This is a genomic window from Corallincola platygyrae, assembly GCF_039544265.1.
Lineage (GTDB): Bacteria > Pseudomonadota > Gammaproteobacteria > Enterobacterales > Neiellaceae > Corallincola > Corallincola platygyrae.
On the sequence record NZ_BAABLI010000015.1, the window covers coordinates 66,150 to 81,064 of the forward strand.

Sequence of the window (14,915 nt, forward strand, 5' to 3'; positions counted from 1 at the left end):
AAAAGAAAAATCCACCTCAGGGGTGGATTTTTAATCAATGGTGCTAGCGCACGAGGGACTCGTTTGAAAGCGAAGGCCTATTCACTGGGTTCGACTGCAGCCACTGCTTTTTTACCTTTGGCTTTTTCCCGCATGCTCTGCATGATGACGTAAAACGCAGGCACCAGCAGAGTTCCGACGATCGTCGCCATCAACATGCCGCCCATCACTGCATTACCCAGTGAGCGGCGGCTGGCCGCGCCTGCGCCAGTGGCAATCACTAAAGGCAAAATACCCAGCACAAACGAGAAAGCCGTCATCAGTACCGCTCTGAAACGGAGTTTAGCTGCGGTTTCTGCTGCTTCCAGAATGCTCTTGCCCTCTTCTCGAAGCTGCTTGGCAAACTCCACCACCAGAATCGCGTTTTTACTGGCCAAGCCAATCAGCAGCACCAGACCGATCTGGGTATAGAGGTTAATTTCCCCCCCCACGGCCAGCACCATGGCAAAAGCACCAAATACGGCGACAGGTACGGCAAGCATGACCGCAGCGGGAATGGTCCAACTCTCGTATTGGGCTACCAGGAACAGATAGGTAAATACCAGTGCCAGGGCGAAAATAAAGGGTGCCAGGTTACCGGCTTGGATCTCCTGGTAGGTTTGGCCACTCCAACTGGTGGTGTAACCCGCGGGTAGTGTCTCTGCTACTTCCTGAATAGCTTTAATCACCTCACCACTGGATACACCAGGCATGGGAAACGCATTGATCTTGGTTGCACCATAGAGGTTGAACTGCTGCACGTATTCAGGACCCAGGATAGGGCTGGTGGTAATCAGGGTACTCAGAGGCACCATCTCCCCATTTTTGGTTCTGACGTAGAAACGGATCAGGTCGGTCTCATCGTTTCGGTATTCGGTTTCCGCCTGCATCATTACCCGGAACACCTTACCAAACAGGTTGAAGTCGTTGACATAGGATGATCCCAGCATGGTCTGTAGGGTCGAGAAGATTTCCGTCAAGCTGACCCCCTGGACCTTGGCTTTGGCGCGATCCACGTCGACAAACAGTTGCGGCACATCGGCGCGGAAATTACTGAATGCGCCGGCAATTTCGGGGCGTTGGTTGGCGTTGAGAATCATCCCGCCCATGGTGGCGGCGATCTGATCCGTTGAACGTCCTTGGGTATCTTGAAGGAAGAACTCCACACCGCCGACATTACCCACCCCGGGCAGAGGCGGCAGCGAGAAGGCCATGGCTTTTGCCTGCGGGAACGCAGCTAATTTGCCTTGCACCTTTCGCACAATGGCAGCTTCAGTCAGTGAGGGATCTTCCCGTTCACTCCAGTCCGCCAGCGTCACAATCAACAAACCCGCGTTAGAAGACACTGCTTGAGACACGATGCTGTAGCCACTCACAGAGATCACTCGTTCAACGCCAGGCTCCTCTTTCACTGCATTGATCATCTCCTCCATCACCGCTTTACTGCGGTTCAGTGAAGAGCCATCTGGTAATTGGACATCGACGAAGAAGGCTTTTTTGTCCTCAGTAGGCACAAAACTTGTGGGCAGGATGCTCGCTAAACCGCCGACACCCGCAAGTAACACCAGATAAACGACACCAACAAAGGCGGTTTTTCGGACCAGAGATGAAACCCATTTGCTGTAGCCATTGGTCATACGATTGAAGTGCCTGTTAAACAAGGCATGGAAACCTTTCTCTTTTTTCTCCGGCGTTTTCAACATCACAGCACACAGTGCGGGACTGAGCGTCAGCGCGTTAACCGAGGAAATGAGTACCGAGATACAGATGGTGACTGAGAACTGGGCGTACATCTGACCGGTAATGCCTGGCATCACAGCCGTCGGTGCAAACACGGCCAACAGTACCAAGGTGGTGGCGATCACCGGCCCTGTGACCTGGCGCATCGACTCAGCCGTAGCGTCGACAGCAGACATCCCTTCCTCTTCCATCAGGCGGGTGACATTTTCTACCACGATAATGGCATCATCCACCACGATACCGATGGCGAGGATTAGTGCAAACAGGGTGACGGTGTTGATGGTCATGCCGGTGGCCAGCAGGAAGGCAAAGGTACCAATCAGAGACACCGGAATAGCAATCGCCGGGATCAGGGTTTGCCGGACATTCTGCAGGAACAGGTAAACCACCAAGACCACCAGGCCAAGTGCCTGTAGCAGGGTGACGACCATCTCCTCGATGGAGACTTCAACGAAGCGTGTGGTATCGTAATACACGCCCCAATCCAGACCCTCTGGGAAGTTTTCTTTCAGCTTGGCCAGCTCGGCACGCACGCCTTTGGCAACTTCCAGTGCATTGGCGTCGGAAGACTGGTTAATAAAGATAAGGGAGGACGCCTTGCCATCGAGCAGGGCTTCGGCGTCGTAGCTTTGGGCACCCAGTTCTACGCGAGCAACATCTTTGAGTTTGACGCTACTGCCATCTTCGTTTGCCAGCAGCACAATCTCCTTAAACTCCTCGACATCGGTTAAACGGCCTTTGGCCTGCAGCGTATACTGGAATTTCTGATCGCCGCCGGCAGGTGGCGCGCCGATACGCCCTGCAGGTACCTGAACGTTTTGCTCCTGTAGCGCCTGTCGAACATCATCAACCGTGATTGACAGACCAGCCATGCGGTCCGGGTTAAGCCAGATCCGGATGGAGTAGTCCATCGAGCCGATAATATCGGCTTTGGATACGCCCGGTACTCGCGCCAGATTGTCCTTAATGTTGATCGCCATGTAATTGTTGATAAACAGACTGTCGTAGCGATCATCGGGCGAGAACAGACTTACCGCCATCAGCAGGTTGGGGCTCTGTTTCTCAACTTTTACCCCTTCACGTTTTACCTCTTCCGGCAGTCGTGCGGTGGCAATTTGGACCCGGTTACTGACGTTTACCTGGGCCATATCGGCATCGGTGCCGACTTCAAACGTGACAGTCAGGTTATAACTGCCATCGTTGGCGGAGCGGGATTCCATGTAGATCATCCCCTCCACACCATTGACCTCGGCTTCAATCACCTTGGCGATGGTATCCCTGACCGTTTCGGCGCTTGCCCCGGCATAACTGGTGCTGACATTGACGCTGGGCGGCGCCAGATCCGGGAACTCGGAAATAGGCAGTACCAGCATGGAGAGAAAACCCGACAGGGTCAGTACGATCGAGATAACAAAGGCGAACTTGGGCCTGTGAATAAAGAACTGACTGATCATGGTGGACCCCTACCTATTTGCCAGCGCTTTTTTTGCCAGAGCTTTGCTCAAATGGCATCGCTTCCGCCATCTGGGTGGTGACCTCCAATCCAGGTCGAACCTTCTGCAGCCCCTCCACCACGATCATCTCGCCCTCTTTCAGGCCAGATTCTACTTGCCATCTGACACCATAACGACTGCCCATGGTGACCTGGCGCTTTTCAATTTTGCTTTCTGCGTTCACCACTAAAACGAAACGACCGAGTTGGTCTTCCTGAATGGCGACTTGCGGGATCAGCAGCGCTTCCACTTGTGAAGGTGCATTAACGATGGCAGTGACGAACATGCCTGGTAGCAGGGCGCGATTAGGGTTAGGGAACAGTGCGCGAATGGCCAGGGTACCTGTGGCCGCATCTACTCGGTTGTCGACGAAATCAATCTTGCCGTCCAGTTCATACATTTCACCGTTAGGCAGGCGCATTTTTATTACCAGGTCGCCGGCTTCAAGGGCTTCTTCTGCGCCGTCGGCGCCAAAGTTGCGATATTTGGCTACGATTTTTTCACTGGCTTGGAAATGCACTTCGATTGGGTCGAGGTTAACCACGGTGGCTAGTGCGCGATCTGGTGATATCAAATCACCTGCAGACACGTTAGCGCGGCTGATACGACCATCAATTGGCGAAGTGATCTGGGTGTAACTCAAGTTAAGTTTGGCTGCATCTAATGCTGCACGCGCTTTGGATTCTTCCGCTTCCGTTTCCAGCTTGTTGCCGGTGAGTTCATCCATCTCTTTAGCGCTAATAACGCCTTCAGCGAAGATCTCTTTACCACGGTTATAGTTGGCAAGGGCCACTTTTTTAGCAGCGATGGCGCGGTCTAACTGCGCCTGTGCTTGATTCACTTCGGTTTTGTAAGTCGCTGGGTCGATTTCGAACAACAGGTCGCCTTGTTTCACGTCTGCCCCTTCCGAAAAAGTACGACGCAGTAGCAAGCCGGAAACGCGCGCATTGATAGTGGTGTCTTCATTGGCCTGAGTTCGGCCGACAAACTGGCTGTTGGGCACTATTGAGTCAGTCGCAACTTTCACCACGGTAACACTGGGCTTGGGGGCTTGTGGCGGTGGTTGTTTATTGTCGCAGCCGCTTATCACCAGTAGGCCTGCAAGCGCCAACACAGCAGCGCCGTAGCGATTTCCATTTGCTTTGTTCATGTGAACCTCAAAAGACGTCAATTCCCAAATATCCAAGGCGATAATGCTCAAGCGACTGCGACATGAAAAGCCATGCTGAGCGAACTCTGAGTTTTTGGCGTGTTGCGATATCGACAGCAACACGCAGATTCAGATTTGAGTGATGCAAGATCTAAAGCATCGTACATTGATGTTAAGACTGCGCGATATTCATTCAAATAGCTATGAATTTGATAAATTCATCATTGAATCAAAGAGTTTGACACAATTGTAGTCGTTTACAGGAGGTGGGGGCGATTGGATTAACTGCGCTGGTATTTTTGTTTCCAGCAATCCACCGTGTGTTGCAACGGGGCTTTGATTGGTATCCCGGAGTTATGATCCTGATTGAGGTGCAATATATCTCCGGTTTGCTGAAACTTGGTCATGCCTTCTTGATTAGCCCAATAGTAAATTCCCCAGTTATCAAGGTCCCACTGAGGATCATAGGGATTGTGCTCGTAATCCACGTAGAACAGCTGATCAGGCGTACTGACAAAGTTAGCAGGGAAGTAGTCCAGATTGACTCCAGCACGCTTGGCGATATGAGAGATTTGGTAAAGGTCTGATATCACAGCTTCGGCATTGCCCTTGGCAATAAGATCATTGGCTAGGACGCCATCAATATATGACTTAACCAGAAAGCCTTCCTGTTCGTTGTGACTGAGTAATTTGGGTACCGGCACGCCGTATCTTTCCAGATGGTGGTAAGCATTCAGCTCGAGTGTAACTTTGTTTTGGTTGCCAAAGTCGTAGTAGGGACAGGGTTCGTCATGCATCAGCTTGACGACGTATTTGCAGCCATTATGTACCGCCAGATAGGAATAGCCTGATTTGCCTCGGCCAAGTAGCTGCTCCAGGCGCAGTGGTCCTTGCTCGGTTTCCAATACATTGCCAACTTGCTGGTCCGGACTCATTCGGGTTCTCTGAATATTTGCGCGAAAACAGCTCATTTTTGCTGTCCGCGACCTTGTTCACCATGTTTCCCATCAATAAAACGCTGATAAGTAAAGTGCTATATAGCGTTGATTTTATTTACAAAGATCTAGATGTTAGACCTCTGACTTCTTTGAAAACACAATAAATACAGGTAGTTAAGATTTGGCACTTCAATTGCTTAGCTGGTACCGATAACAACAATCTATGTTTGGGGAAAGGAAATGAAAAAAGCAGTATTAGCGTTAGGTGTTGCAAGTGCTTTGATGGCAGCAAATGTATCTGCAGACGTGCTGACGTTTGATGACATCACCAATGCAACCGGATTCACTAACCTTGCTCCTACCAACTACGGTGGGCTTACTTGGAGTAGTGATTTTTACATCCTGCATACACCAACCTACACGCCAAGTGGTTATCAGACGGGCACCGTTTCTGGCGACTATGTAGCGTTGAACGGTTTTGCCAGTGATGTTGCTGTATCAAATGGTGCGTTTAACTTTGAAGGTGCTTATCTGACCGGTGCATGGAATGATGGTCTGCAGATTGAAGTAACCGGCCTGTTGGGTGGTGCGCAGCAATATCAACAAACTGTGAGTGTTGATACTTCAGGTGCTACCTGGTTCGATTTCAATTTCTTTGGCATTGATGAGCTGAAGTTCCGTTCTTTTGGTGGTGTCCAGAATGGTAACTTGAACGGCTCAGGCACCCACTTTGCCCTGGATAACTTTACTTTCAGCAAAGCTGCTGTTCCGGCACCAGCCACTTTGGCATTGCTTGGCTTGGGTCTTGCTGGCTTTGCAGGGTTCCGTCGTCGTAACGGCTAGTCCTCATTAGAATTACAATAAGCCCCGCAATGCGGGGCTTTTTTATACCCAAAGGGCACACTGTGTTCAGGACGAACGGTATGTCGCGGTCACATGGTACCCAAAACACTTCGTGGGGCATGCTAATGTGATGGAGCGACGATGTTCTGAATTCGAGTTGGGTTTGCGTTTGCTTCAGCGCATATGCAGTTGGTCAACTTCACAATGATGTGGTCAATATCCTCAAGTCAGGTTTTTAAATAATCAAGCAATAAACAGTCAAACCTATCAAAAACAATGTGTTACCTAGTTGGCCTCTGTTTTGCTCTAGTCCTTTTCGACATAGTAAAAACCAACAGGGAATTCATGATGAAAAAACTATGGGTAGTACTGGCGCTATTGGCGCCTTTGAGTTTGAGCGGCTGTGTGATTGCCGTTGGGGGAGATGGTGACAGTGTTCGCATGCATTCCGATTGGGAAGATCGTGAGCACGAGAACCGTAAGAAACTGGAAAAGCTGGATCTCGGCATGGCATTGACGGATGTCCGTGGAATTATGGGTACGGCGGACTTCGACGAGAAGCTGGCGAAGGAAGAAAAGTCTTTCCGCATCCTATACTACCGAACTCAGCGTCAACACAAAGACGGCATTACCAGCAAGTCGGAATGTACACCGCTGGTGTTTGAAAACGGCAGTCTTGTAGGTTGGGGTAATACCGCGTTGGAACGTATCTAAGCCATCAGCTTAGCCTCTTAGAAAGGGTGTTGTTTGATAAGCGTCTCTAGTTCGGAGGCGCTTAAAAAACCCTCGGCAGCACCTTTTTCTCCGATTTTCCACGAGGCAAACCTAACCGCTGTCTGAATCGACACGTATGGATTACCCGTAGCCAGCCAGGTGTGGATAAAGGCGGAAAACAGCGCATCACCAGCACCAATGGTGCTGACGATAGGGCGAGTTTGTAGCGCATTGGCGTGATAGAACTGCTGGTCTTCGGCAACAAACATCAGTGCGCCTTGGCTGCCACGTCCCATCACGATGATCTGGTTTTGGTAGCGTTGAAAGAGTTCGTTGATCAACGACTCTGGCAAGCGACCATGCAGGCCTTCGTCACTGAGGAATAGAATATCAGCGGCGGCCATAAAATCACGGTTGTACTCGTCATCGGGATCCGCCAAGACATGAACATCGGTAGCGAGTGAGACTTTGTGTTTTTTCGCTAAAGGTAATAGGGCGCGGTTGTAATTGATGTTGCACATCACTGCGAGTTCACACCCTTCCAGCTGTTGCTCGAAAAGTGCTACATCGTATGCCGTGTCTTGAATGGTTTTCAGATCAACGTGGATCTGCCGTTCACCGCCTTGGCCATAAACAATAACGGAGGCGGGTGTTTCCGCCAGGGTCGACAAGATATGGGTATCGTCGAGTTCTATACGGGCCATGTCTGCCCTTACCAGTTTGGCATTGAGGTCCTGCCCGATTAGGGAGGTAATATCAATATCATTGCCAAGGGTGTGCAGCGCTTTAGCGACGTTGTAACCGACGCCAGAAACGGTGCTGTGGACTTTATCGAAGGCATAGGTGACGGGAAAATAGTTAAGGGGGAAACCATCGATTGCCAAGGTGGTTTCAATATTGATCAGCCCCGAAACCAGAATCCGCTTGTCCATGTCAGTACCTATTCAATTGTTTAATTTTGTTTTTTTACTGAAGTAGCGCACTAAATCTGACTGAATTTGTCCTATATGAGAAGCAAAGAAGACGTGGATCATGACTAATACCAATCCGCATAAGAATATGAGCTACCAGCGGGAATTGAAATCACTTTAGGCAAGGCAGGTGATTGAAGGCATAGTTTTTCTACGCCGAAATCAGCTAACGCTGCATAAAGTGATTTAAAACCCGCCCTGCGGGGAAGTCTGGGCAAGCCCACTTCTGCGTTGCAGCCATTTGCAAGGGAACAATCATTGCTGCATGACTGCGCCTTGAATTGAACTTACCCAGGCTTCCTGGTTGACCATATCTTTATGCGGATTGGTATAAAATTAAGTTGTGCATAGTGAGGAGCTTGGAATGGTAGCGACGACAACAGCAATGACGCCAAAGGCAAGAGCCGCAGTAAGAGCAGTGTCCGTGGCCATGATGATTATGGGCGGGCTTGCGATAATCCTGCCGTTTTATGTTGGCATAGCTGCTGCCATGGTTGTTGGGATCGCCATTGCTCTGACCGGTGTGTTTGGACTGGCAGTTAGTCGCCGTATCAAGCGTGCAGGTTATAAGACGCTGTCAGAAGTGCTCTATTGGGGGTATCTAATATTTGGAGTCATCATCCTGTTTATGCCCAAGCTAACCCTTGGTCTGGCGGCATTTGCGTTGGGTGCTTTCTTTATTCTGATCGGTTGGGTTAACTGGCGCTCAGCCAATCACGCCGCAAACGCTGGTAAAGCCAAACTGAAGAGTGGTTTCAGTGTCGCTTTGGGCATTTTGATTGTATTGGCAGGGTCGACAGGCGTTGCCTGGTTGATCGGTATCGGTTTTGGTGTCAGCCTGCTGTTGCAGGGCATCAACCTATGGAACAAAGTCGGCCAAACGCCGGTGATGTTTGAGGCTGAATCCTGAATGTGGGGTTAACAACGATCTGAATAGAATAGAGTGAGCAACTAAACATTGCTCACTCTATATAATCTGCAGAAAATTACCTCTTACTGAAAGCTTTGAACTTCTATTGCACCAATGTCATAGCTTTCACCCACAGGACGTAGATTGCCATTAAGATCGTCCAAGATTGGTGTCGTGGGCGTCACTCCAGCATCCACTGCTGCACTCGATGAAAGCGGTGCATAGCCAACCCCAGATAGCTCTGGCGCATCGCTGATAACATTGCTTCCTGCCCAGTGACTATCAATTGATGGTAGTAAGTTGCCTTCAACAGAGATTTGCGCACCACCGAAACCTGTAATGGCGTTTGTTTGAGGTAAGTCCTGCTCGCGGTAGAACAGGTTGTTTTCAACCCTGTACACCGACGCAGGTATTTCGCCTATTTGAAGCAAACTGGAGAAATTGACCACTGTATTGTGTATCAGATTGATCTCTCCATCTCCTCCCCAGTCATTTACGACGGGGCTGTTGGCAAGATTAGAAACAAAAAGGTTGTTCTGGATATTGATGAGACAGCTGTAACACGTTGTGATCATACCGCTGATGTTATCGTCCTGCTGTTCGGCCTCAAACATAAACCTGTTACGTTGGATCAGGCCGCTACTGAGCAGTTCCAGAGCGCTGCTCCCTGCTGACAGCTTGTGAATAGAAGCGTCTTGTATCGTACTGTTTTCAGACATCACTATCGGGTGTGATAATACGAAGTACTCGCCACCCTGAAGAGTTGAGTTTGCAGCAATCGACAGTGTTGCACCCGGCATATCTCCGTTATAGAAGCTATCGCCACTTGTTAGCCAGAGCTGCAGATCCGCAGGTGCAACGATCTCCGCACCACGTGTATCCAATGAGCCAACATAAATGCCTGAGGGCAGAGTAACCACACTGTTTGGATCTGACGCTAAGGATGCGTCTATAAGATTTTGAAGTTGTGCAGCAGGATTGCCGAAGAGGACGGTGCTCTCTGTGTTACTTACATGTTCAGTACCACCTTCATAGCTTGTCGTTATTGTATAACGGATCCGTAGCTCTCCAGTCGAAACTGGTTTATTTAGCATGAAGAAAAACACGGTTTCTGAACTATATAAGTTGTCTTCCTCAGGTCTTTCCGAAGTCGTGCAGCTGAAAGACAGTCTTTCCAAGACGCAGTTTTCCAAGCTGTATTGATAATCTTCGATACCCGCAAAGCTGGCACCTTCAGGGGCTTCAATGATTTCACCGCTCACGGTTACACGGATGGGAGTACCCGAGCCAGTGCCGGTAATCCGAACGGCGGTTGTCGCGAAACTTGGATTGTCGCCGATAGGCAACGTTTGCAACATACTATGTGGCATAACCTGGTAGTCCGCTCCTTGAATATAGATAGTTTCCAGTGAGCGAGACGTTAGGCGTCCGAGCATGTCCGTCAACAGGAGCGAGGGCTGAGTGAACCCTTGGCGCTCTGGCACAAAGGTCAGGGTAACCAGGTCATCTATCGCTTTGTACTCTCCACGGTCCTCAGATAAGAAAGGAGTTAAGGGCAGGTTTTCACACTGCAGAATGTAGTTCGGTGAGTCTAACTCGAGCGTACACTGGTCAGGACCTGAAAAGCTCCACCCTGGCTCGCTGCCCAGATCTACTCTAATTGAGTAACCTGCCTGGGATAGGTAATCGATCAGTCCGGAATGTACATTGCCTCCCACAGCAATCTTGACTGATGCCTGCTGTCCCACCTCCAGGTTGCTGAAGCCTGCGTCATTAGGCCCTTCGTAGTGAAGGTGCGCTTCCAATGCTGCGGAAGGGCTGAAACTGGATTCATTGGGCGCGTATCCGGTCTGATATTCAAGCAGGTTACTGACTCCATCCCCATCCAAGTCTTCGCTGGAATCATCTAGCCTTGTTGATAGGCCATAAAACTGCTCCCAGCCGTCGGGCATACCATCTTGATCACTATCGCTTAGGTCACCATAAACAGGGTCAACCAAAAGGCTTGCGCCAATGCGCATCTCTTTGATGTTGTTTTGGTGAGTTAGGGTGATAGTGGCTTCAGGGGCATCATAGAGATCTTCTCTAGAGGTGATCGTGATATCCGCTGTGGCCAGTTCATTGCTAAGTCGCAGATGGCCTGCATAGGGCTGATAATATTGTTGTGCTGCATACCTATCAAGGGCCAGAGGCTCTGGCGTGGTGACATTAACAAAACCAAAGGCGCCAATGTATACCTGGCCTGTCATAGAGATTAAGTCTTGCCCATTTTCACAGATAAAATTTTGCTGGAAATTGTGGTAATAGATATCGTCATTGGAACCAGGATTGTCCCAATTCATTTCAAAGTGATAACTGCGCTGACAGGTATCGTTATTGCGAATCTCAATTTGTCCGTCGGCGACGGTCAAACCAACATACTGACTTTCGACACTGAACTCATCGTAGATAAAGGTCATGTCCGCTGGTGTCGCGGTATTTAGGTTCCAACGTTCGAACTCAATAATGATGGCACCATTAACCTCTACGCCACTGATTACACAGCTATTAAACTCTTGCGTTAACGTGCCGGTTCCATCGTCGTCGTCAAGATTGCCTGAAATTCTACCGGAACCCGATTCGCAGTTAAGTGCTTCATCAACACGTTCTTTGGCAAGATGGCTGGATTTTGCTTGCTTGATCACTGGTAATGCATGCATCTCCATGGGACTGGCCTCAAATGACAAGCTTTCTTCGAAATCAAAGCCGTCAAATACAGCCAGCAGATAAGGTGAAATGGACTCCATTTCTAAATCTGCAGCGGTCGTTATACCGTCGTAATGTCCGATATTTGGTTCGGGGGAAGGGGGAGGGGTTGTATTACCGCCACCTTCGCTGCCACCTCCACCTCCACCACCACAGGCGGAGAGAAGAGTTATCAATCCAATGAGCGACAAAGGCCTTAACTTATCCATATTACTCCATTCCATTTTTGTTTTTTTATAACCAAAAGCGCACAGAAAATTAACATAACCACTATCTTAGGGTGATGTTTTTATAAGCATTTAGTGATGCAAATCATTTGGCTTAGATTGGATCGTTTTGAGACCAATAAAAAAACCGCCGAGCGGCGGTTTTTTTATTGGTGGGTATAGGGTTGATTAATGCTGATCTGGTGACTCGTTGATTATCTCATTGCCGTTGGAGCGCCCCTCGAGAAATGCTTTTGCATTCCCCAATGAGGTTTCTGCGATCGCCGCTAGCGCCTCGCTGGTGAGAAATGCTTGGTGGCCCGTGAAAATTACATTGTGGCAGGCTGAGAGTCGGCGGAACACATCATCCTGAATCACTTCGGTTGAGAGATCCTCAAAGAACAGGTCCTGCTCATTTTCGTATACGTCCAACGCCAGTCCTCCCAGCACGCCGCGCTTGAGGGCGTCAATCGCCGCTACCGAATCCAACAGTCCACCACGACTGGTATTGACCAGCACCGTACCTGGCTGCATTTTGGCCAATGACGCTTCATTGATCAGATGATTGTTTTCTGGTGTCAGCGGACAGTGCAGTGAAATCACTTTACTTTGGCTAAGCAGTTCATCAAGAGGCACGTAGCGACCGCCTAACTCTTCAAAGGCGGGATTGGGGTAGGGGTCGTGGCCTAAAACTTCACAGCCAAAGCCTTTCAGAATACGTGCGGTTGCTAAACCAATTTTGCCGGTACCAATCACGCCCGCAGTGCGACCGTGCATATTGAATCCGGTCAGGCCTTCCAGCGAGAAGTTTGCATCTCGGGTACGTTGGTATGCTTTGTGGATACGGCGATTAAGTGTCATCACCAGAGCGATGGCATGTTCGGCGACCGCTTCTGGTGAATAAGCAGGAACCCGTGCGACACGCATGCCCAGTTCACGAGCGGCATCGAGGTCAACGTTGTTAAATCCGGCACAGCGCATCAGGATCAGCTTGATGCCCTGGCTGGCCAGGATCTGAAGGGTATCTCGTCCTAAATCGTCATTAACAAAAGCACAGATTGCAAAGGCATTACGTGCCAGGGTGGCGGTTTTGGGTTCCAAGTGAATATCAAAGTACTCAAGCTCAAACTGGTAGTCGTTGTTTCGCTTGTCGAAGAACTCGCGGTCATATTTTTTGGCGCTGAACAGACAAATTTTCATAGTACCTCAGGGAATTAGCCGCAATAAAAAGAGAAGAAACGGCGTAAATGTTTGCCGCTTGATAAGGCTCAAAATATAATGCAGATCACATTTTTTTGGGAGTCATCCGTGGATTTTCCTTCCCTCTGTCGTCATGCCGGGTCTTATCTTTCCAGTGCCATAGTCCTGCTGGCCTGTCTTTTTGCCGGGCGCTGGGTGGCAGATCTGACCCAGGGTGTGCTGCCTGACAGCATTGCAGGCATGATCCTGCTGGCAATACTGCTCAGCCTGGGTGTGGTCAAGCTCGCTTGGGTGGAAGCCGGTGCTAATTTCCTGATCCGTTGGATGGCGTTGCTGTTTGTGCCTATTGGTGTTGGTTTGGTGGATAACCTCGAACTGTTGTCCAGTAGTCTGGCTGCGATTATTGTGACATGCCTGTTTGGTACTGTGGTGATTATGGGGCTGGCGGGTTGGCTGTTTCAGTGGCTGGAGCGTCGTCAATGAACTGGATAATGCCGTTATTTTATCTGTTGCTTACCGTGGCTGTTTATCTCGGCGCAATGGCGCTTCAAAAGCGCTGGAACCATCCTCTGCTTAATCCGGTACTTATCGCACTATTAGTGTTGGTGGCTATTCTGCTTGGGTTCGATATTCCCTATCAGGATTATCAGGCTGGTGGTCATTGGCTCAGTGACCTGCTTGCCCCCTCAGTGGTGGCGTTGGGCGTTCCACTGTACAAACAGCTCAAACAGATACGCCGCGAACTGCCGGGTGTGCTGATGGTAGTAACCCTGTCCACGCTGTTTGCGCTGATGAGTACTGTCATTCTTGCCTTGTTAGTTGGTGCGGCCAATGAGATCGCCGTTTCACTGGCGCCGAAATCGGTGACGACACCTATCGCGGTGATGATTGTTGAACAGATGAATGGCACACCTTCATTGGGTGCTATCGCCGTGATCGTGACTGGATTAGTTGGTGCCATTGCAGGTATTCCAGTGCTCAATTGGATGAAGATTACTGAGCCTAAGTCTCGTGGTATTGCCATGGGTACCGCCTGTCATGCCCTGGGCACTGCGCGTATTGTGCAGGAAGGCGGAGAGCAGGGGGCATACAGTGCGCTGTCTTTGGTGATTTCTGCTACCATCAGCGCCATTATCGCGCCCTTGATGGTGCCTGTTCTGTTGCAGTGGTTTGCTTGATGCCGTTACCCATTCATTGTGATCTCCCCCAGCGCACCGACGATCTGAATCGTTTGGTGGCGCAGTGGGGCTTTGTGCCTGTTAAGCAGTTGCCCAAAGAGGGATTGATGCTTTGGTTGGACGCGGAGCGGTTGTCGTTGCGCGATGCAGGTGACAAAAAGCAGGGGGCGGTGAGTGTTGATTTTGCCGGTGGTGGCTCCCGCCATCGTCGTTTGCATGGTGGCGGGCGAGGTGAAGCGGTAGCAAAAGCGGTCGGTGCCCGTGGCCAATCCACGCCAACGGTATTGGATGCTACAGCAGGATTAGGTCGGGATGCGTTTGTGCTGGCCTCTATCGGTTGTCATGTCACTATGCTTGAGCGTTCGCCAGTCGCAGCTGCATTGCTGCAGGATGGACTCAATCGCGCGGTTATGGATAGCGAAATAGGTGACTGGATCAGTGACCGAATGACACTTATTCCTGGCGCCTCCAGTGACTTGATGAGTGACTGGTCTGGTGAGCGCCCGGAGGTGGTTTATCTCGACCCCATGTATCCCCATCGGAAAAAATCCGCTCAGGTCAAAAAAGAGATGCGGCTGTTTCAACAGCTGTTGGGACCGGATCAGGATGCAGACGCGTTGCTGGCACCGGCATTGGCTCTGGCGACCAAACGGGTTGTGGTGAAACGCCCAGATTATGCGCCTCCGTTGGCTGATAAACCTTCAGACGCACAGATCAAAACCAAAACCCATCGATTTGATATCTACTTTTGTTAAAACTATTGGTTTGCTAGCAGCGCAATAATTGCGCTGAACCAAAGTTCCTGCGAA

12 protein-coding genes are annotated in these 14,915 nt (G+C 50.1%); 6 read left to right on the forward strand and 6 right to left on the reverse strand.

Annotated features, from left to right (window positions below):
- Positions 1-77 precede the first annotated feature (77 nt).
- From ABEA14_RS13090 to ABEA14_RS13100, 3 genes are all read right to left on the reverse strand, one after another.
- Positions 78-3,212 carry an efflux RND transporter permease subunit gene (locus ABEA14_RS13090; protein ID WP_345340469.1) on the reverse strand — a complete coding sequence of 1,045 codons (3,135 nt, stop codon included), beginning with the start codon at positions 3,210-3,212 and terminating at the stop codon, positions 78-80.
- Positions 3,213-3,225: 13 nt separating this feature from the next.
- On the reverse strand, positions 3,226-4,401 hold the full coding sequence (locus ABEA14_RS13095; protein ID WP_345340470.1) for an efflux RND transporter periplasmic adaptor subunit: 1,176 nt from the start codon (positions 4,399-4,401) through the stop codon (positions 3,226-3,228).
- Positions 4,402-4,682: 281 nt separating this feature from the next.
- Positions 4,683-5,336, reverse strand: a complete 654-nt coding sequence (locus ABEA14_RS13100) for a BUD32 family EKC/KEOPS complex subunit (protein ID WP_345340471.1) — start codon at positions 5,334-5,336, stop codon at positions 4,683-4,685.
- Positions 5,337-5,579: 243 nt separating this feature from the next.
- Between ABEA14_RS13100 and ABEA14_RS13105 the strand changes: the two genes are divergently transcribed.
- Together ABEA14_RS13105 and ABEA14_RS13110 are read left to right on the forward strand one after the other, a co-directional pair.
- Complete coding sequence (locus ABEA14_RS13105; protein ID WP_345340472.1) at positions 5,580-6,182, forward strand: PEP-CTERM sorting domain-containing protein; 603 nt, start codon at positions 5,580-5,582, stop codon at positions 6,180-6,182.
- A gap of 348 nt (positions 6,183-6,530) precedes the next feature.
- Positions 6,531-6,896, forward strand: coding sequence for a DUF3192 domain-containing protein (locus ABEA14_RS13110; RefSeq protein ID WP_345340473.1), 366 nt, complete (start codon positions 6,531-6,533; stop codon positions 6,894-6,896).
- A 17-nt stretch (positions 6,897-6,913) separates the two neighbouring features.
- On the opposite strand, the gene ABEA14_RS13115 is transcribed toward ABEA14_RS13110, so the two are convergent.
- A complete protein-coding gene (locus tag ABEA14_RS13115; protein ID WP_345340474.1) occupies positions 6,914-7,828 on the reverse strand; it encodes a carbohydrate kinase family protein in 915 nt (304 codons plus the stop codon).
- A gap of 403 nt (positions 7,829-8,231) precedes the next feature.
- Here ABEA14_RS13115 and ABEA14_RS13120 point away from each other — a divergent pair, with 403 nt between their 5' ends.
- On the forward strand, positions 8,232-8,777 hold the full coding sequence (locus ABEA14_RS13120) for a DUF308 domain-containing protein (RefSeq protein ID WP_345340475.1): 546 nt from the start codon (positions 8,232-8,234) through the stop codon (positions 8,775-8,777).
- 83 nt (positions 8,778-8,860) lie between these two features.
- Here the strand turns inward: ABEA14_RS13120 and ABEA14_RS13125 are convergent, their stop codons facing one another.
- Complete coding sequence (locus tag ABEA14_RS13125) at positions 8,861-11,731, reverse strand: choice-of-anchor Q domain-containing protein (RefSeq protein WP_345340476.1); 2,871 nt, start codon at positions 11,729-11,731, stop codon at positions 8,861-8,863.
- Between the two features lie 186 nt (positions 11,732-11,917).
- Positions 11,918-12,928 carry a 2-hydroxyacid dehydrogenase gene (locus ABEA14_RS13130; RefSeq protein ID WP_345340477.1) on the reverse strand — a complete coding sequence of 337 codons (1,011 nt, stop codon included), beginning with the start codon at positions 12,926-12,928 and terminating at the stop codon, positions 11,918-11,920.
- A gap of 108 nt (positions 12,929-13,036) precedes the next feature.
- Between ABEA14_RS13130 and ABEA14_RS13135 the strand changes: the two genes are divergently transcribed.
- The 3 genes from ABEA14_RS13135 to ABEA14_RS13145 are packed head-to-tail and all read left to right on the forward strand — an operon-like array spanning position 13,037 to position 14,861.
- The gene (locus ABEA14_RS13135; RefSeq protein ID WP_345340478.1) at positions 13,037-13,411 is read left to right on the forward strand and encodes a CidA/LrgA family protein; all 375 of its coding nucleotides are present in this window, start codon (positions 13,037-13,039) and stop codon (positions 13,409-13,411) included.
- Positions 13,408-14,106 (forward strand): LrgB family protein, encoded by a 699-nt coding sequence (locus ABEA14_RS13140; protein WP_345340479.1) that lies wholly within the window; start codon positions 13,408-13,410, stop codon positions 14,104-14,106. Before ABEA14_RS13135 ends, ABEA14_RS13140 begins: the two co-directional genes overlap by 4 nt.
- Entirely contained in the window at positions 14,106-14,861 is a 756-nt protein-coding gene (locus ABEA14_RS13145; protein ID WP_345340480.1) for a class I SAM-dependent methyltransferase, read from the forward strand. Before ABEA14_RS13140 ends, ABEA14_RS13145 begins: the two co-directional genes overlap by 1 nt.
- Positions 14,862-14,915 lie beyond the last annotated feature (54 nt).